This window comes from Rothia endophytica (assembly GCF_928381505.1).
Classification (GTDB): domain Bacteria; phylum Actinomycetota; class Actinomycetes; order Actinomycetales; family Micrococcaceae; genus Rothia; species Rothia endophytica_A.
On record NZ_CAKMSJ010000003.1, the window covers coordinates 33,733 to 51,592 of the forward strand.

Genomic DNA, 17,860 nt, shown 5'->3' on the forward strand with positions numbered 1-17,860 from the left:
TACTGTGACCGATTTCCCCACCATCCCCACCGACCTTCTGCCCGCTGACGGCAGGTTTGGCGCTGGACCCTCCAAGGTGCGCCCACAACAGGTGCAGGCAGTTATGGACGCTGCCACCCACCTCATGGGTACTTCTCACCGTCAGGCGCCGGTCAAGAACCTGGTGGGTGAGATTCGTGAGGGGATAGCTCAGTTCTACAGCGCGCCCGAGGGTTACGAGGTCGTTCTCGGTAACGGCGGAGCGACCTCCTTCTGGGACGCCGCTACCTTCGGCTTAGTAGAGAAGAAGGCACAGCACCTCACCTTCGGTGAATTCGGCTCCAAGTTCGCTTCAGCCACCAAGGCTGCCCCCTTTCTAGAGACGTCCACCGTCATCTCCTCTGAACCCGGCACCCGCCCGGTAGCGTCCGCCGAGGACGGCGTAGATGTCTACGCCTGGCCCCACAATGAAACCTCCACCGGTGTTTTTGCCCCCGTTAAGCGTCCTGCTGGTATTGCCGATGACGCCCTAGTTCTGATTGACGCAACCAGTGCCGCCGGTGGCCTGGATGTGAACGTTGCTGAATCTGATGTCTACTACTTCTCACCGCAGAAAAATTTTGCCTCAGACGGCGGGCTCTGGCTGGGCCTCTGGTCGCCGGCCGCTATCGACCGTGCCCAGCGTATTGCAGCCTCGGACCGCTGGGTACCTGACTCCCTCAACCTGGTCACAGCGATTGATAACTCCCGCCTTAACCAGACCTACAACACCCCCGCTTTAGCCACCATGATTATGCTCAACGAGCAGATCAAGTGGATGAATGAGCAGGGGGGCCTTACCTTTGCCGCCGCCCGTACTGCTGACTCAGCAGGCCGTATCTATAGCTGGGCTGAGGCCTCAGACTACGCCACCCCCTTTGTGGCTAACCCTGATGAGCGCTCCAACGTTATTGCCACCATTGACTTCGCTGACTCAGTGGACGCCGCAGTCGTGGCCAAGGCGCTGCGCGCCAACGGCATCGTGGACACCGAGCCCTACCGTAAGCTGGGTCGTAACCAGCTACGAATCGCCACCTTCACCGCCATTGACCCCGAGGACGTCACTGCTCTGCTGGGCTGCATCGACTACATCGTTGAAAACATGTAACACTCAATAGCTAACACCTAGAAGGGACGCCCCGCTGAACTCAAGTTCGGCGGGGCGTCCTTTTATGGTCTGCAGGCTCAGAAGTTCTAGCGCGGCTGCTGAATATCGATAGCAGCGGTGACCGGCGGGGCTTCGTCCACGGCCTCTAGCTCTTCGGGTTCAGGCTGGCGAGGGCGGAGCACCAGTTTGGTGCGTGAATCGCGGTCATAGGCGAAGTGCAGGTGCTTGTACTTCATAATCCAAATGAGCCCCAGCAGTGTGGCAGCAAAGCCTGCAGCAGAGGCCACACCCAACCCCCAACGGGCGCCAAAGACATCATTGACCATGCCGACCAGAGGCGAGCCAATAGGTGTGCCACCGATGAAGACGGCCATATAAATGCTCATAACGCGGCCTCTCATCTCTGGCTCTGTGGTGACCTGTACGTAGGCATTGGCCGAGGTGATAATGGTCAGCGCCATCAAACCCAAAGGAATCAGCGCAAGAGCAAAGAACCAGATATTGGGTGCTAGGGCTGCTAGCGCAGTGGTAATGCCAAAGCCGAAGCAGGAGGCGAACATGAAGCGCATGCGCGGGACGTCCCGCCGGGCTGCCAGCAGGGTGCCGGCTACTGAGCCGATGGCGACTACCGAGTTCAGGACGCCGAATTCACCGGCTCCCTGCCCAAATTCGGTGGTGGCCATGGCAGCAATGTTGAGTGCGGTGTTCAGGCCGAAGGTGCCAATCAGGAAGGCAGAAACCATCACAATGATGATGTCTGGCCGGTGCTTGAGGTAGCTCAGCCCATCGCGCATACGGCTGTTGGCTTTGGATGAGCGGGGCAGCTGGCGTAGCTCCTTCTCGCGAATAGTGCAGATAGCTGCAATCATGGCGATAAAGGTTAGGGTGTTGAGTAGGAAGACCGGGCCGGTGCCCACCAGAACCACCAGTAGGCCTGCCACTGCTGGGCCTATCATGCGGGCGGTGTTAAAGGACATAGAGTTGAGCGCCACCGCGTTGGGCAAATCCCTGTCAGAAACCAGCTCAGAGACAAAAGTGGAACGGACCGGCGAGTCGAGGGCACCCACGACACCCAGGGCAAGGGCAAAGAGGTAAACATGCCAGATCGCTACGTGTTCAGAAAGTACCAGGGCACCCAGGCCCACAGCCAGCAGGGCCATGATGCTCTGCGTCCAGAGAAGAATTTTACGCCGGTCCCCTCGGTCAGCCAGCACACCCGCGTAAGGGGCAAGAAAAAGGGGCGGGGCGAACTGTAGGGCAATGACGATACCCATTTGGGTGGAATCGTGATCAGAAAGATCATTGAAAACCAACCAGTCCTGGGCGGTGCGCTGCATCCAGGTGCCAATATTTGAGACCAGAGCGCCGATAAACCAGAGACGATAATTGAAGATCCACAGTGACCGAAAGGTCTTGGGTTTATCGGTGACGGCGCGTGGGCCGCTGCGTTCTACTCTCACGAAAAGGGCGCTCTCTTAGGTTGCGTAGCTCATTCAGCTCTAGTTCATCTTCTTTTCATCCTAGAACGATGTGCAGCACTGCACCAGAGGCTAGCCCGCCTTATGCGTCAGCTTCCTGAGCTTGTTGTCGATCTACACCCTCAAAATCGCTGTAGCCCTCGTAACCCTCAGGACTTTCGTGATCCTCAGGCAAAACGCGATCTGCCCAGGGCACCCAGGCAGGAGCCAGCAGAGCGTCATCACCGGGCAGCAAGCCAATTTCGCATACCGTAACCACCTTAGAACGGGGCGCACGAGAGAGAGTAGCAAACCAGAACCAGCCGCGGTAACCGGGCAGGGTACATTCAAACAGGTGGGTGGTCAGTCGCTCCTCTTCACCACGCAGGTGATGCACCGGCCCCATAGCGCTCTCAGGTGCGATATCCGCAAGACCTGCCAGCGCCACGTCCTTGGCTTCAGCCAAGATAGTATCGACTTTGGCGGTACGACGGCGGCGTGCACGCTCCCCGAGCCGTGGCTCGCTGCGTTGCTCCCCCGAGGCAGCTGGTGCCGTGGTATCTAAAACCTCGGTCACTGGCGCTGTGGCACCGGGGGCGGAGAGTTCTTCTTTTACCTGTTCAGTCATACCCCTATTAAACAGGCTTTGGCCTCCGATTACCTACCCGGCAGGAGAGCTAGCTCAGATTTTTGACTCTCGCACCTGCACCCTTGCCCTGTTTTGATACCTTAGAGCTATGTCATCTTCTGAAACTTCCGAGCTCCCCTACAGCTCCCTCATTCGCGCCCTGAGCATCGTAGCCGGGGTCTTCACCGTGGTCGGTACCATCAGCGGTGTAACCATGCTCCTTATGAAATGGGACCACAACAGCGCCCCGCAGATTCTCAGCGTGCTCCCTATGCTCCTGCTCCCCACGGCTTTTATCTGCCTCATGGTGGTCCTCCTCCTCGCCGTTTTGCGCCGCCGGGCGTCCTAGCTATTAGAAATATGGGCTGAACTCACTCCTGCAGCTCACATCAGGGATGCACCAGATAGTGCCCAGCTAACACCCAGAGAAGAGGGGCACAATGGAAGGGTGAACACTAAAGAACCTGAAGCTAAACTCCTTGTTGTTGACGATGAGCCCAACATCCTTGAGCTCCTCGCTACCTCCCTGCGCTTTGCAGGCTTTGAGGTTGTCACCGCAACGAACGGCCGCGAAGCCCTCGATAAAGCCGAGACTGAAGCCCCCGACCTAGCCGTACTTGACGTCATGTTGCCCGACATGGACGGCTTCACTGTCACCCGCAAGTTGCGCAGCTCGGGGCGGCTCTTCCCGGTTCTTTTCCTGACGGCTAAAGACGACACCGAAGACAAGGTCACCGGTCTCACCGTGGGTGGTGACGACTACGTCACCAAGCCCTTTAGTCTTGATGAAGTGGTGGCTCGTATCCGCGCCGTGCTGCGCCGCACCCAGCCCCATGTCGAAGAAGATTCACGCCTGCGCGTTGATGACCTGGTGCTCGATGACGATGCCCACGAAGTTTTCCGCGGTGACCGCGAAATCGACCTCTCCCCCACCGAGTTCAAGCTACTGCGCTACCTGATGCTCAACCCCAACAGGGTTCTGTCCAAAGCTCAGATCCTTGACCACGTATGGGAATACGACTTCAACGGCGACGCTTCAATTGTGGAGTCCTATATCTCTTACCTGCGCCGCAAGATTGATAACGATCATGACCTACCCCCGCTGATTCATACCAAACGCGGCGTAGGTTACCTCTTGCGCACGAGCAAAAACTAAACGAAGGGTGATTGCGGGTTGAAATCTCGTCTCTCACTATCCCGACTGGGTTCGCTGTCCTTGCGCACCCAGTTGGTTCTTTTAACGTCCATGCTGATTGCTTTGGCTATTTCGGTCATGTCTCTGGTGGCAATCTCCTCTATCCGTGCCCAGATGCTGGATCAGCTGGATGATGAAATCACTGCCAGCTACAGCTATCTGGTAACCGCTGTGTACTCTGATCAGCAGATTTCTCGCACCCAGGGCACTTTTATTCCCTATGAGGCTTATCTGCTCGATGATCAGGGCAACACCATACGCCCGGTGGCAACGCTAGCTGAAGGTTCGTCCTCACCCGTTATTTCAGGGCTAACAGCAGATGTAGTAAAACGCTACGACCAGACCGCCTTGACGGTCCGCTCGTCCAACGGCCCTAGCGAATGGCGTCTCATTGCCTTTCCAGTAGAGGAAACCGAGCAAACTCTAGTGATTGCTGCTCCGCTCACCCAAATCAACGAGACGGTAGCCATTGTGGGGTTACTGACCGTTTTCTTTGGCGGGGCCCTACTACTGGCGTCTATAGCGCTCACCTGGGTGATTGTTACCAGAGCCTTTGAGCCTCTAGCCCGTGTAGAGCAAACCGCCGCTCAAATCGCTGCCGGAGACCTCTCTCAGCGCATCGAGAACTACAGCCCCTATAACGAACTGGGGCACCTGACCACCTCGCTCAACACCATGCTTTCTCATATTGAAGAGGCTTTTGACGCGCAGAAACGTTCCGAGGTGAAGATGCGGCGTTTTGTGGGCGATGCTTCCCATGAGCTCCGCACGCCCCTGGTCTCTATTCGTGGCTATTCAGAGCTCTACCGCATGGGGGGCCTTCCCAATAATGAAGCGATCGGTATGGCGATGAGCCGTATCGAATCTGAGTCTAAGCGTATGGGGCAGTTGGTTGAGGACCTGCTCACCCTGGCACGGTTGGACGAGCGGAGAGTCGCTGAGAATGCGCGCATTGATCTGCTGAGTCTAGCCCAGGACGCCGCTAACGATGCTTTCGCCACTGCGCCAGACCGCGATATCGATGTCATCGGTCTAGAGGGGGCTGAGGCTGTTTCTGCCCCTGTATGCGGCGATGAGCAGCGTCTGCGCCAGGTTCTGGCTAACCTCATGACCAATGCCCTGCGCTATACCCCCGAGGGGACACCCATAGAACTTGCTGTGGGCACAGAAACCGCCCCTGATGGGACGACCTTACTGTCTACCCTTGAAGTGCGTGATCATGGCCCCGGCATTGAAGGTGAGGACGCCCAGCGGGTGTTCGAGCGGTTCTACCGAGCCGATACCTCCCGCACCAGAGAGACCGGTGGCACCGGTTTGGGGCTCGCTATTGTTGCTGCCATCGTGGGTCAGCATGACGGCACGGTAGAGGTTCAGCAGACCGAAGGCGGCGGAGCCACCTTCGTTATCCAGTTGCCCGTCTACAGAGACCAGGTGCAGAGCAGGCCTACAACAGCAGGCATGCCCACGGTCTAACCGGGAATCAACCCTGTGGATAGGGGCGCTAGACGTCTTCATATTGCTCACCGGTTCACCAAAATTCCCTTTAAACCAGCATCGCCCCCGTATTCACGCTAGTGCGGGGGCGGTACTGTATCCACAGTCTGCCAGTGCACCGCACTGTAGCCCCCTGCCGCCCTAAGGTTGGAGGCACAGAGCAAGCAGCTCTGATGAGTTACTACTATTCTTAGGGAGATTCCCGTGGCACAGTTCAACGTCGATGCAGATCTCATCTCAACCAAATCAGCTCAGGCACGCGCACAGGTGGACACCATTATTTCTGAGGTCAACGGTCTGACCGCCTCCCTGCAGGACCTGCAGGGCTCCTGGACCGGCTCAGCCTCCACCAACTTTCAGGGTGTGCTGACCAACTGGCGTAATACTCAGCGGCAGGTAGAGGAGTCGATTGCCCAGATTAACGAGGCTCTCGCACGTGCCGGTGTTAACTACTCAGAAACAGAAATGGCCAATGCCTCTATGTTTGTGGGCTAGTAGCTGATGAGGCGGCGGTTTCCTGCCGATAGCGCAGCTTCCAGTGACCAGCTTTGTTCACATGCCAGACACTAGAACGCAGCACAGTACCGCGAGCAGTTTCAACCCGCCTGACCAGCAGTGCCGCCCCCTCACCCAGCAACGTAGCTTTAACAGGTGTTCCCTGCCCTGTCAAGGCAAAGGCACGTTCGCGGTGCTCTAGGACGGTTGTTCGGTCTAGAACACGACCGGCAGGGGTCACCCAGGTAAGGTCTTCACTCAGCAAACCGCTGAGTAAACTGCGCGAACCGTAGGTTGAGGGCGATGCTAGCTGATGTTCGAGTTGCCGGACCGCAGCCAGTTGCAGGTCGGCGTCCAGCTCTACGCCATCTGTTACAGGTTTTTCTAGCTTTGCTGTTGCTGCACTTTCGCCGCTAGAAGCATGAGGGGCGGTCAGGTTCTTAGTCTTGCCAAATCCAGGACCAGTCTTGGGGGCTTGCCCCTTTGAAAAGGCCTGAGCTGCTGCGTTAGCCAGGGAGTCGGCAGCCTCGTTGAGGGGATGCCCGGAATGTCCCTTGACCCACTCAAAGGTATACGTGCGCCCTTCTAGGGCAGCGTCCAGCTCTTTCATGACGTCGACGTTAAGCACCGGCTTACCGTCAGACTTCTTCCAGCCCTTCTTCTTCCAACCGGGCATCCACTTCGTCAGGGAGTTGATGACGTACTGACTATCGCACAGTACTTTGAGAGGGCGCTCGGGTACATGAGCTGTTGCTTCAAAGAGATCCAGCACCGCTTTGAGCTCACCCATATTGTTGGTGCCGTGCTCCCAGCCGCCGGCTGCCCACGTGTCAGCATCGATATACCAAGCCCAGCCTGCTGGGCCTGGGTTACCCAGCGCTGACCCATCGGCTGCGGCTACTATTTCATGCGTCATTGAGGGCACCTCCCCCTGCTAGCAGGGATGTTTTTTCAGCCCAGCTGGCGGTGTCCCAGCCCAGAGCTCGGGCAAAGGTATCGAATTTGCTGGCAGTTTCTGCATGTTCGTTCACCGGGGCAGAGTCCTTAACGATGCCTGCGCCGGCGAATAAGGTAGCGCGGCGAGCGCTCACCCGGGCGCATCTCAATACCAGGTGCCATTCCCCGTTGCCCTCAGCATCCATATAGCCCACCAGCCCGCCAAAGAAACCGCGATCGAAGGGTTCTAGCTCTTCGATGACGCGGCGAGCTAGCTCTGTGGGGGTACCGCAAATTGCCGGTGTGGGGTGGATGGCGCGAGCGCCGTCCAGTGAACTTAGACCCGGCTTGAGGGTTCCAGCGATATCGGTCCCCAGGTGCCATAGCTGAGGGGTCATTTTAAGGCTGGGAGTGGCGGGGATGTTCATATCTAAAGTCAGCGGAGAAAGGCGCTGTTTGATGTCTTGGACTACGGTGGCGTGTTCTGCGCGATCCTTGGCAGATCGCATGAGAGCCTCACCGATTTGGGCGTCCTCGGTGCTACCGATGGGAGCAGTACGGGAGGCAGATCCGGCCAGAGGGCCGGTGTTAAAGCCGTCTGCGCCCGATTTGAAGACCAGTTCAGGTGACGCGCCCATCAAGTATTCCTCGCCGAGGAGTTTCACGCTAAAGACAGTGGCGCGCTGTTGCTGGGCGCGCAGGGTTTCTAGCAAACCGGGTAGGTTTAGGTCACTGCTGTAGTCAGCGGTAAGGAGGCGGGCCAGCACGACCTTGTCGTAGTCACCGCGGTTCATTGACTCAACAGCCTGGGCAACAGCCTGCCGGTAGCCGGGGTTATCCAGTCCGCTGACCCGTGCCGGTTCCGGCTGCTGATAAGTCGTGAGGTTTGTGGTCTCTGTAGGCACCAGAGAGTCGGGGACGGCGAGGTAGGCGGGTTCTTCTGGAGAGAAGGGTATAAGGCCCACTACACATGATTTTTTCTGTGCTGCCACCTCAAGCGCTGAACTTTCGCTGACCGGGGTCATCGCCCCTGAAGCACTCAGCACGCTGCGGCCGCGCGCCAGGGTGAAGGGCGCGAGCAAGGCGGGTGCGGTCATAGTCTGTTCTTTCGCTAGGGTCGGGAGCAACACCTATTTACGGTACTCCAAAACTGGGGCGGGGCAAACTGGGCTTTCAGGGCTGAATAAAGACAGCCTAGCCATCCTGGAGACCTCCACCGAGGCGCTCTCTACTATTTTCCGTGAGAGAGCTTCAGTTCCTCCCACTAGTTTCGCTGAAGTAGCACGATCGTCTCGTAGTGGGTGGTATGGGGGAACATATCCACCAGGCGGGCGGTCACAGGCTTTAGAGAGGGCATAGATTCCAGGTCTTTTGCCAACGATTTAGCATTACAGCTGGAGTATATAACCTGATCAATCCCTGATTCCTCAATCCAAGTAGCTAGCTCATTCCCAATGCCGCGGCGCGGTGGATTAACCACTAACATCTCGGGCACAGTACCCTGTTGCAGGGCGAACTCGGTGGCGTCCCCAGCAAAAAATTCCAGATTGGTCAGCCCGTACTCTGCCACGGTGCGGCGGGCAGACTCGATCGCCTCGCTACTCAGCTCAATACCCGTAACTTCTGACGATGCAGGTAGCACCTGCGCTGCGTGCAGGGCGAAGCCACCCACTCCGCAGTAGAGATCCCAAAGGCTAGCCGGGGATGCCTGACGTACCCATTCCTGCCCCTGTCGGTAGAGCCCAGCGGCTATCTCGGTGTTCGTTTGAAAGAAGCTTTGGGGCCGCAAATGCAGGGTCAAGTCATTAACCTGCATGGGCAAGGTAGTGCGTTCAGAGAGAATAATTTCTTCGGGGCCCTCCACCAGAGCAACGTGCTCGCGGAGAAGGTTGACACTTACCACGGCAACATTAGGCAAGCGCTCCTGCAACCAGTGCAGGCGTGAACGGATAGGCACAATCAGCTTCTTAGAGCGCAACACAAACCGAATCATCAGCTCACCGTTAGCTGACACCGTCACCAGAATATTCTTGAGCTCCCCCTTGCGCTTGGGTATGTCGTAGGGGGTGAGGGACGCCGCGCGAATGAGCTCATCCAGAACAGGTAAGGCGGCTGTGATGGCAGGGTCATAGAGGTTACAGTGCCGCAAATCAACGCCCTGCCCCGCCCGGTCAATGATGCCCAGGGTAGGCTGATCGGCGTTACCTCCGACCACAATTTTTGCTTTGTTGCGGAAACTTTCTTCATTGCTAGCCAGCGGCTGGAGCCACTGCACCCCGCCAAAAGGTGCGAACAGGCTGCGCGCTTCTTCCTGTTTCTGAGCAAGCTGCACAGAGTAGGGAGTTTCAAGGAGGGTGCAGGAGCGGCAGGTGCCGGCATCAAAGTAATCGCAGTTCATAGCCCCACCAGTCTACCCGCCGCTCAAGCCGTGGGTAGAAAAAGGTTGGCGCCCCCGTATGGGGGCGCCAACCTTAGAAAAACACAATCACCAGAAGGCTTTTAGTGGCCCGGGCCAAAGGCAATATCTTGCTGAAGAGCCTCGGTGCTCTTCTTCTCAAGCTTTGACCAACCGTCCGCTGCGTAGGCCACCAGCAGCATAGCTAGCAAAGCAACAATAATTGCGTATAGGACTAGGTCTACGATAGTGAACATATGTCTCACAGCTTTCAGTTGTCGCCATTGATACTGAGTACTTAGAACAATCTCTTAAGTGACTTAAAGCATACTCTTGTACGGCCTCAGTGAACAAGGGTTTTCAGACAATAAATGCGGATAAGGTATCTCTAATAAAAACCCCGCCCCGGTACCAAAACGGTACCGGGGCGGGGTTAGAGCCTGAGGCTGGAAAACCGGTGAACCGGTCTTACATCATGCCGCCCATGCCACCCATGTCGGGGGCGGGAGCTGCACCAGCAGGCTCAGGCTTGTCAGCAACAACGGCTTCGGTGGTCAGGAAGAGACCTGCAATGGAAGCTGCGTTCTGCAGAGCTGAACGAGTAACCTTCACGGGGTCATTGATGCCTGCTGCCATAAGGTCTTCGTACTCACCGGTTGCGGCGTTCAGGCCAGTACCTGCGGGCAGGTTGCGGACCTTATCAACAACGACGCCGGGCTCCATGCCAGCGTTGAAGGCGATCTGCTTCAGGGGCGCATCGATAGCTACGCGGACGATGTTCGCACCGGTTGCTTCGTCGCCGGTCAGTTCCAGCTTCTCGAAAGCCTTGGTGCCAGCCTGAATGAGGGCAACGCCGCCACCGGCAACGATGCCTTCTTCAACGGCTGCCTTAGCGTTACGCACGGCGTCCTCGATGCGGTGCTTGCGTTCCTTGAGTTCAACCTCGGTTGCTGCACCTGCCTTGAGCACTGCAACACCGCCGGCAAGCTTAGCCAGGCGCTCCTGCAGCTTCTCGCGGTCGTAGTCTGAATCTGAGTTAGCGATTTCGCCGCGGATCTGAGCTACGCGGCCTTCGATAGCCTCTGCGTCGCCTGCACCCTCGATGATGGTGGTTTCGTCCTTGGTGACAACTACCTTGCGGGCGGTACCCAGCAGGTCGATGGTTGCCTGGTCCAGGGAAAGACCAACCTCTTCGGTGATAACCTGGCCGCCGGTCAGGATGGCAATGTCAGCCAGCTGTGCCTTACGGCGGTCACCGAAGCCGGGTGCCTTAACAGCAACGGACTTGATGGAGCCGCGCATCTTGTTGAGCACTAGCAGAGCCAGGGCTTCACCCTCGACGTCCTCAGCAACAATCAGCAGGGGCTTGCCAGCCTGCATAACCTTCTCGAGTACAGGGACGAGATCCTTGACGTTTGAAATCTTGGAGCTGACGATCAGGATGTAGGGATCCTCCAGGACGGCTTCCTGGCGATCAGCGTCGGTCACGAAGTAACCGGAGAGGAAGCCCTTGTCAAAGCGCATACCTTCGGTCAATTCGAGGGAGAGACCAAAGGTGTTGGACTCTTCAACGGTGATAACGCCTTCCTTGCCGACCTTCTCCATTGCCTGTGCAATGAGCTTGCCGATTTCAGGGTCACCGGCTGAGATGGACGCGGTTGCAGCGATCTCTTCTTCGGTTTCAACTTCCTTAGCTGACTCCAGCAGCTCGGCGGTAACAGCTTCTACAGCCTTTTCAATGCCGCGCTTGAGGGAGAGGGGGTCAGCGCCAGCTGCAACGTTGCGCAGACCTTCGCGCACCAGAGCCTGGGCCAGAACGGTTGCAGTGGTGGTACCGTCGCCTGCAATGTCGTCGGTCTTCTTTGCGACCTCCTTGACCAGCTCAGCGCCAATCTTCTCGTAGGGGTCCTCGAGTTCGATTTCCTTGGCGATGGATACACCGTCGTTGGTGATAGTGGGGGCACCCCATGCCTTTTCAAGCACGACGTTGCGGCCACGGGGGCCGAGGGTTACCTTCACTGCGTCTGCCAGGGTATTCAGACCCTTTTCAAGACCGCGGCGTGCTTCTTCATCAAAAGCAATCAGCTTTGCCATGTAGCTTCGCTCCTCCTGGAACATTGGTTTGAGCGCGTACTCTCTAGTGCCCGCGACGGACGGTGCGGCACGGTGTGAACCGGCCGGTGCACCTCACCCAAGGTACGCTTCAGAGTTTTACCCGAAGAACAGCTGACTGAATCTAGCACATGATTTAGCAGTCAGAGCCGTCGAGTGCTAAATACAATCTTGGCACTAGTGCGAAAGGTGTGCAAACCCCTACTACGACCGGCCCCTGTTTAATCGCCGACAGCGCACAAACTTTAGCGGTGGACGTAAGTGCCCGTAGCCGCGTCGAAGATGTAAGTTCCTGCGGGGTCTTGAACGAAGGTGCCCGTGTCGGGCTGATAAGAGTATGTGATGACCGGTGCACTGTTAGGGGTATGCCCCTGCTGAGGGTTGTATTCCTGGTAGGTGCCGGTCGTTGGGTCATAGCTGTAACGGGTTAAGCCGCTAGCAGTCGATTCATTTGCTTCTACGAAAGTACCGGTGGACGGGTCAAGGACATAGAGGCCCTGCCCATCTGCCTGGCTGGGAGCGGCCGGTGTGCCCTCGGGGGCTTGGCTAGCCTCGTCCCCGCCCTGCTCCTCTGCCGGTTCGGTGGGCTCGGCAGCCTCAGCGGGCTCGGCAGCATCTTCAAAAGATGCGGGGTCAAAATCAGCGCCCAGCACCACATAGACCAGCCCCTTCTCGGCCTGGTAGTCCTGCACGATGAAGGGTAGTGAGAGGGTGTCTGCTATGTCGTTGGCTTCACTGGACGTGCCCGTGGCAAAGTTGACCGTCGACTCGGTGGTGTAAGTGCCAGCCCAGTTGCCGGTGGTACGCACAGTGTACCCCTTGCTCTCAATAAGACGCTCAGCTACAGCAGCGGACCCGGCGGGGGCACTTGAATTATAGATTTCAACGGTGGTGCCCTCGATGTTAAGAGCAGGCGGAGCCTTTTCGCTGGGTGAAGCAGTGGCACTGGCAGAGGCGCTGGCTTCCGCTGCAGCCTCCGGTGAATCGGTGCGGGGAGAAAACACGTACATGAACCCACCCACAAGGAGCGCCAAGACACCGCTGAGCACCATAAGCACTAGCCCACGAGCTGAGGTGGCGTTGACTTTGGGACGCGCCCGGTAGGCACCTCGGCGTGCTGTTGCTTCATCAATGTCATCGAATTCATCGCGGGGGTAGTGGGACACAGCATCTCTTTCGGGGCAGCAGCGGTTAGGCCTGACGTTTCTAGGGTACAGCAGGTCAGCTCAGGGCATCTCGGTGGCGGCGCAGACGGTTCATTAACAGGGGTTCTGCAGCCACCACTCTGGGGTTATCAAGCATGGAGTTGAGTTGCTGGTAGTAGGCCACGGGGCTGAGGCCCAGCCGTTTCTGAATGGCCTGTTCCTTGCTGCCCTGGTAACGGAAACGCCGCTTCTCCAGCTCTATCACAGCTCGTTCTAACGGCGTGAGCGGGTCAGGGGACGTTGCCTGATCGGCAACAGACTCGTCGAGAGGGTCAGTCTGACCGGCGGAGTTGTTCTGAGCAGCAGGCACGCGGCGCCCTTCTTTTCGGGACTGATGGATAACTGTACTAATCTTAAGGCACCTAAACCTGCGCTAACGGACCAAGGGGGCCTCTATGCCTGTTAAACCGCTGACCGAGATCATGGCTGCTGATTGGGCCGAGGCGCTAGCCCCGGTGGAGAGCAACATCAGGGCTATGGGTAACTTTCTGCGCGAAGAGCACGCAGCGGGCAGGAAGACGCTACCCGCCGGTGACGATATTTTTAAGGCTTTCACCTATCCCCTTGCTGACGTCAAGGTTCTAATTATTGGGCAGGACCCCTACCCCACCCCCGGTCACGCCATGGGCTTGAGCTTTTCAGTGCACCCTGATGTACGCCCCATCCCCCGTTCCCTGCAGAACATTTACAAGGAACTGAGCAGTGATTTAGGCGTAACGCCGCCTGCACACGGGGATCTTTCAGCCTGGAGCGCCCAGGGCGTCATGCTACTCAACAGGGTGCTCTCTGTGGGAGCGGGCAACGCTGGTTCTCACCGCAATCTGGGCTGGGAAACCATCACCACGCGCGCCATTGAGGTACTTGCCCAGCGGGGCACTCCCCTGGTTGGTTTGCTCTGGGGTGCGGACGCCCGCCGCTGCGTCCCCTTATTGGGCGGCTACCCTACCGTTGAGTCCCCGCATCCATCCCCTCTATCGGCATCCAGAGGGTTCTTTGGTTCTAAGCCTTTTAGCAAGGTCAACGCTTTACTCGTTGAACAGGGTGCTAAACCTGTGGACTGGAATCTGTCTAATGTGCCTGATTAGGATTCTTCTGCGCGGTCGAGGCCCCAAAACGACTAATGAGGTAGTCCACCAGATAAGTGCCAAATACGATTCCAGTAGCTAGCATCAGCACCGTAGTGCTGGCGTTAGCTAGGCCGTGGAGGCCTGTAGTGATATTCTCACCGGCTTGTAGCGTATAGGCAGAACGGAAAATAGTGAGACCGGGCAACATAAACATCATGCCCGGGATGTAATATATAGCCGCAGGGGTATGTAACCGGTGCCCTAGAAAGGCACCCAAGGCCCCCACTGTAAGAGCCCCTAGCAGTACATTAACGCGCCCTGCCTCGGCACCGGTAACAACAGCCAGACCGTAGTAGGCGCCCTGCCCCGCCAAGGAGACCACCGCGCTCAGTAACAGGTTGGCGCCCCTGCCCTGCCAAGCAGCTGCTACCATCACCGAACCGACCACCATACCGGCCACGTTCAGCCAGAGCGGCGGCGGGTTGAAGACCGTTCGGTCAACCTCAAGGGAAGCATAGTCAAAAAGATTAATCAGGGTCAGTGCGGTACCAATACCGGCAATGATCCCGGTGAAGTTAGCACCCGTGACCACGAACTTACCGGCAGCCGTCAAAGGGAAGCCGTGTAGGGCGTCCTGCATAGCCGATACCAGGCGGAAGGTGGGCAACAGCATCATGAGCCCGGCAGCCACAATGTGAGGCGCAGACACCACAAATCCCTGCTGGAAGAACCAGGAATCCGTGCTACTGACCCACAGGGCAAAAAAGGTCACCACCCCTGATCCCAGTGCCATGGTGAAAAAGCTGGGTAGACCAAACTTTCCTGCCCAGACCATAGAAAAATTTACGGCAATGAAAACGAAAAAAGAGACAAGAGCGGCTCTCCATGAGCCGCCCACACCCAGGGTGAAAGCAACGGCCATCAGAAGATTCCATACCAGCAGCACGGCCGGCGAGTAAGGCTTTTTCACCGCACTAATCTCAGCGAGCTGACGTTCAGCGCGGGTGCGGGTTACCTGACCATCGGTGATGCGGTGAATCAGCCGATAGGTAGCTTCCAAGGCAGCGTAATTCTCGGCGCTAGAGCGGATAACGCGCACCAGGTTGTGGCTGAACTTCTCGGCACCCGACCCGGCGGTAGCCAGGTAGTCGCCACGGCTAGCAGCCTCATCAAACTCAGAAACATAGTTGATTCTGATGGACTGATAGGAGATATCAACTTCTACATCGTGAATGCCGTAGGTGCCGCAGACCGCCACCACCGCGGCATCCACGTCAGCTGAGTCTGCTCCAAAACGAAACATGGTTTCTGCCAGACGTAACGCGAAGTTGAGCACACTGCGGGTTTCTTCTTGAAGCTGTATTCGCTGTCGCTGACGGTTGAAAGCGGCTTGAGCGAACTGCCTCTGCGCAACGCGAGCAACACCGCGCATGGGCACGGTCATCGCCTGCTGCGAGCTCACCAGGGTTTTGAGACCAGCACGCGCCTTGCTGGCGGGGTTGGGGCGTGCTGGTAGCGTCGGGCCGCTGAGTGCCGTGGTAGCGGGGTAGGACGCCTGCGGTAGCTCGGAGCGCGGAGCCTGGGAATTCTCAGTCACAGCCTGTGGGGGCACCCTCTCGTGGGCCAACTAGCGATCACGTTTCTCACTGGTATCAAGAGCATCATTGGAGAGGTTTTGCTGGATGAAGTACTGCATCAGGTAACTCCCCAAGACCACGCCCGATGCCATGGACAAGATAATTGCAATGGCTGCCACCATGCCAGGTAGCCCGGTATCGGAGTTAGCTTCAACCGTGAAGAGGTAGAGCCCTCGGAAGACCGACAGACCCGGCAAAAGGAAGGTAAGAGCAGGCACATAGAATATAGCTGCTGGGGCATGTAAACGGTAGGCGAGGTAGGTGCTCAACAAGCCAATGACTAGGGCAGCAATAGCCGTATTAGCTCGCCCTGCGCCTGCGCCAAAGGTGTAACTATAGCCCTGATAGATCCAGAACCCGGCTGTAGCTATAGCCAAAACCCAGAGCAAGTTATCCCACCGAGCGTGTGTGGTCACCGCAAAGGCCAGGGACGCCACCATGAAGAAGACGTAACTAATCATGATTGGAGCTGGTTCAAACCGGGTCTGAGAAATATCAAGTTCCTCAACCCCTAGAGCCGAGAGAACCGCAACCGCCGAAGCAAGGCCCACCACGATACCCAAAAAGCTCATACCAGTCGACACAAACTTACCCGCAGCGGTGAGCGGGAAGCCGTTGAGGGCGTCCTGCACGGTAGAGACCAAACGCGCCGTAGGCAGTAACATGATGAGACCTGCCGCCACGATATGGGGGGCATTCAGGTGAAAACCTAGCTGGGAGAAAATCGAAGTGTCATCAGAAATATAGATGGACGCAAAGGTTACCGTGCCGGCGCCCACTGCCATGTTGAAGAAACCTGGCATCTTTAGCTTAGAGATGAGGCTGCTCACCAGGTGAATGACCAAAAAGACCAGCCCACCTACGGTGCCAGCTTCCCAGGACCCGCCCAGGGCAAGAACCAGGCTGAAAGCCGCTGCAACATTCGCCAACATAATAACCAGCGGTGAATAGGGTTTTTTAGCTGTATTGATAGAGTGCAGTCGACGTTCAGCCTTGTGACGAGGAAGTCCACCAGCAGTTATATCGTGAATCAGTTTATAAATATCATCAAGGGAGGCATAGTTCTCTGACCAGGAGCGAACTACGCGCATCACGGTGTGACTGAAGCGCTCTTTACTCGGCGCAGACCGTTCCTCAGCAAGGTCGTCAAGGCTCAAAGCCCGCGTCTGATCATCAATTTCATCAATGTCAGAGACGTAATTGATGATGACCGACTGGTTGGTGATATCGATTTCGACATCGTCCAGGCCATAGGCGGCACAGACAGCGACTATCGCAGAGTCGACATCTATGGTGTCAGCGCCATAGTGGAACATGGTTTCCGCCAACCGCAGCGAAAAGTTCAGTACCTCACGGGCTTCTTCTTTTTCGCGCACAAATTCAGCTCGACGAGAAGCGGTGGTAGCCAGAGCGAAGGGACGCTGGGCAAGGCGTGCCACCCCGCGCATGGGCTTAGTGAGCGACTGATCAGTGCTGACAAAAGATCTCAGCGTAGAACGCACCCGGCTCGGACGCTTAGGTGTGGTGCCGGTCAGGGGAAGCTGACCGGTGGCGGTACCCGCAACCGATGGGTAGCTCGCGTGCTGTAGCCCGGTGGCAGAAGCCGGTGCCTCTGCCTCAGAAGAATCAGGCTGAGCAGCCGGTTTTTGCACGGGGATCAGCGTTGTGGCCGGGCCAAAGGCTGAATCATGGGTTTGCTGCTCGGTTGGAGCAGCTACTTCGAAAGCTGAGGGGGCCTTCTTCACTGCCTCAGCGGTAGGCGCCGCTGGCTGTTGGCCTACTGGCTGGGATGGGGAAAAAGGGCTCCCGCTAGGAGCCGCCGCCTCAGTAGCCGGTGGAGCCAGGTGGGTGAGTGCATCGCGCAGTTTAGGATCACGCACCTCAGAAAGGGAAACCACGGGGATTCCCCCGCCCCAGTTGCCCGCACCTCCCCCCTGAGGGCTAGTACCAGCGGGCTCCTCCTGCAGTGGGACGCGGGGCAGCAGCCCGGTAGCGCCAAAAGCGCTCTCCTCGGGAGCAGCCGGCTCCGCTTTAACATCAAAAGCAGAGGCAGAAGGGTATGCCTTTTGCTGCAAAACAGTGTTTGTGGGGTTCACAGTGAGGTTACTCCTTC

Annotated in this window: 17 protein-coding genes; 6 read left to right on the forward strand and 11 right to left on the reverse strand. The window is 57.4% G+C overall.

What is annotated here, in order from left to right; translation table 11 throughout:
• Positions 1 to 4 precede the first annotated feature (4 nt).
• Positions 5 to 1,126 (forward strand): phosphoserine transaminase, encoded by a 1,122-nt coding sequence (gene serC / locus L6990_RS04040; protein WP_237202794.1) that lies wholly within the window; start codon positions 5 to 7, stop codon positions 1,124 to 1,126.
• Positions 1,127 to 1,212: 86 nt separating this feature from the next.
• Here the strand turns inward: serC and L6990_RS04045 are convergent, their stop codons facing one another.
• Positions 1,213 to 2,586: an MFS transporter gene (locus tag L6990_RS04045; protein WP_237202795.1), complete on the reverse strand. Its 1,374-nt coding sequence runs from the start codon at positions 2,584 to 2,586 to the stop codon at positions 1,213 to 1,215.
• 100 nt (positions 2,587 to 2,686) lie between these two features.
• The gene (locus L6990_RS04050; RefSeq protein ID WP_237202796.1) at positions 2,687 to 3,211 is read right to left on the reverse strand and encodes a DUF3027 domain-containing protein; all 525 of its coding nucleotides are present in this window, start codon (positions 3,209 to 3,211) and stop codon (positions 2,687 to 2,689) included.
• A gap of 109 nt (positions 3,212 to 3,320) precedes the next feature.
• Between L6990_RS04050 and L6990_RS04055 the strand changes: the two genes are divergently transcribed.
• The 4 genes from L6990_RS04055 to L6990_RS04070 all read left to right on the forward strand — a co-directional run bounded on the left by L6990_RS04055 (position 3,321) and on the right by L6990_RS04070 (position 6,395).
• Positions 3,321 to 3,560, forward strand: coding sequence for a hypothetical protein (locus tag L6990_RS04055; RefSeq protein ID WP_237202797.1), 240 nt, complete (start codon positions 3,321 to 3,323; stop codon positions 3,558 to 3,560).
• A gap of 99 nt (positions 3,561 to 3,659) precedes the next feature.
• Positions 3,660 to 4,367, forward strand: coding sequence for a response regulator transcription factor (locus tag L6990_RS04060; RefSeq protein WP_237202798.1), 708 nt, complete (start codon positions 3,660 to 3,662; stop codon positions 4,365 to 4,367).
• A gap of 18 nt (positions 4,368 to 4,385) precedes the next feature.
• Positions 4,386 to 5,879: an ATP-binding protein gene (locus tag L6990_RS04065; RefSeq protein WP_440480482.1), complete on the forward strand. Its 1,494-nt coding sequence runs from the start codon at positions 4,386 to 4,388 to the stop codon at positions 5,877 to 5,879.
• A gap of 225 nt (positions 5,880 to 6,104) precedes the next feature.
• Positions 6,105 to 6,395: a WXG100 family type VII secretion target gene (locus L6990_RS04070; protein ID WP_237202799.1), complete on the forward strand. Its 291-nt coding sequence runs from the start codon at positions 6,105 to 6,107 to the stop codon at positions 6,393 to 6,395.
• On the opposite strand, the gene L6990_RS04075 is transcribed toward L6990_RS04070, so the two are convergent.
• The 7 genes from L6990_RS04075 to L6990_RS04105 all read right to left on the reverse strand — a co-directional run bounded on the left by L6990_RS04075 (position 6,379) and on the right by L6990_RS04105 (position 13,353).
• Complete coding sequence (locus tag L6990_RS04075; protein WP_237202800.1) at positions 6,379 to 7,311, reverse strand: RNase H family protein; 933 nt, start codon at positions 7,309 to 7,311, stop codon at positions 6,379 to 6,381. The two genes, L6990_RS04070 and L6990_RS04075, sit on opposite strands and share 17 nt — an antisense overlap.
• Positions 7,301 to 8,428, reverse strand: a complete 1,128-nt coding sequence (locus L6990_RS04080) for an isochorismate synthase (RefSeq protein WP_237202801.1) — start codon at positions 8,426 to 8,428, stop codon at positions 7,301 to 7,303. The genes L6990_RS04075 and L6990_RS04080 overlap by 11 nt, the downstream gene beginning before the upstream one ends.
• A 167-nt stretch (positions 8,429 to 8,595) precedes the next feature.
• Positions 8,596 to 9,729 carry a 23S rRNA (uracil(747)-C(5))-methyltransferase RlmC gene (rlmC, locus tag L6990_RS04085; protein ID WP_237202802.1) on the reverse strand — a complete coding sequence of 378 codons (1,134 nt, stop codon included), beginning with the start codon at positions 9,727 to 9,729 and terminating at the stop codon, positions 8,596 to 8,598.
• A 101-nt stretch (positions 9,730 to 9,830) separates the two neighbouring features.
• The gene (locus L6990_RS04090) at positions 9,831 to 9,983 is read right to left on the reverse strand and encodes a hypothetical protein (protein ID WP_237202803.1); all 153 of its coding nucleotides are present in this window, start codon (positions 9,981 to 9,983) and stop codon (positions 9,831 to 9,833) included.
• Positions 9,984 to 10,194: 211 nt separating this feature from the next.
• On the reverse strand, positions 10,195 to 11,820 hold the full coding sequence (groL, locus tag L6990_RS04095) for a chaperonin GroEL (protein ID WP_237202804.1): 1,626 nt from the start codon (positions 11,818 to 11,820) through the stop codon (positions 10,195 to 10,197).
• A 263-nt stretch (positions 11,821 to 12,083) separates the two neighbouring features.
• A complete protein-coding gene (locus tag L6990_RS04100) occupies positions 12,084 to 13,004 on the reverse strand; it encodes a LytR C-terminal domain-containing protein (RefSeq protein ID WP_237202805.1) in 921 nt (306 codons plus the stop codon).
• 55 nt (positions 13,005 to 13,059) lie between these two features.
• On the reverse strand, positions 13,060 to 13,353 hold the full coding sequence (locus tag L6990_RS04105) for a DUF3263 domain-containing protein (RefSeq protein WP_237202806.1): 294 nt from the start codon (positions 13,351 to 13,353) through the stop codon (positions 13,060 to 13,062).
• Positions 13,354 to 13,438: 85 nt separating this feature from the next.
• Between L6990_RS04105 and L6990_RS04110 the strand changes: the two genes are divergently transcribed.
• Positions 13,439 to 14,128, forward strand: coding sequence for a uracil-DNA glycosylase (locus L6990_RS04110; protein ID WP_237202807.1), 690 nt, complete (start codon positions 13,439 to 13,441; stop codon positions 14,126 to 14,128).
• Here the strand turns inward: L6990_RS04110 and L6990_RS04115 are convergent.
• Both L6990_RS04115 and L6990_RS04120 read right to left on the reverse strand, forming a co-directional pair.
• Positions 14,112 to 15,707 (reverse strand): threonine/serine ThrE exporter family protein, encoded by a 1,596-nt coding sequence (locus L6990_RS04115; RefSeq protein ID WP_237202808.1) that lies wholly within the window; start codon positions 15,705 to 15,707, stop codon positions 14,112 to 14,114. The genes L6990_RS04110 and L6990_RS04115 overlap by 17 nt on opposite strands.
• Before the next feature lie 30 nt (positions 15,708 to 15,737).
• Positions 15,738 to 17,843: a threonine/serine exporter family protein gene (locus tag L6990_RS04120; RefSeq protein WP_237202809.1), complete on the reverse strand. Its 2,106-nt coding sequence runs from the start codon at positions 17,841 to 17,843 to the stop codon at positions 15,738 to 15,740.
• Between the last annotated feature and the right edge of the window lie 17 nt (positions 17,844 to 17,860).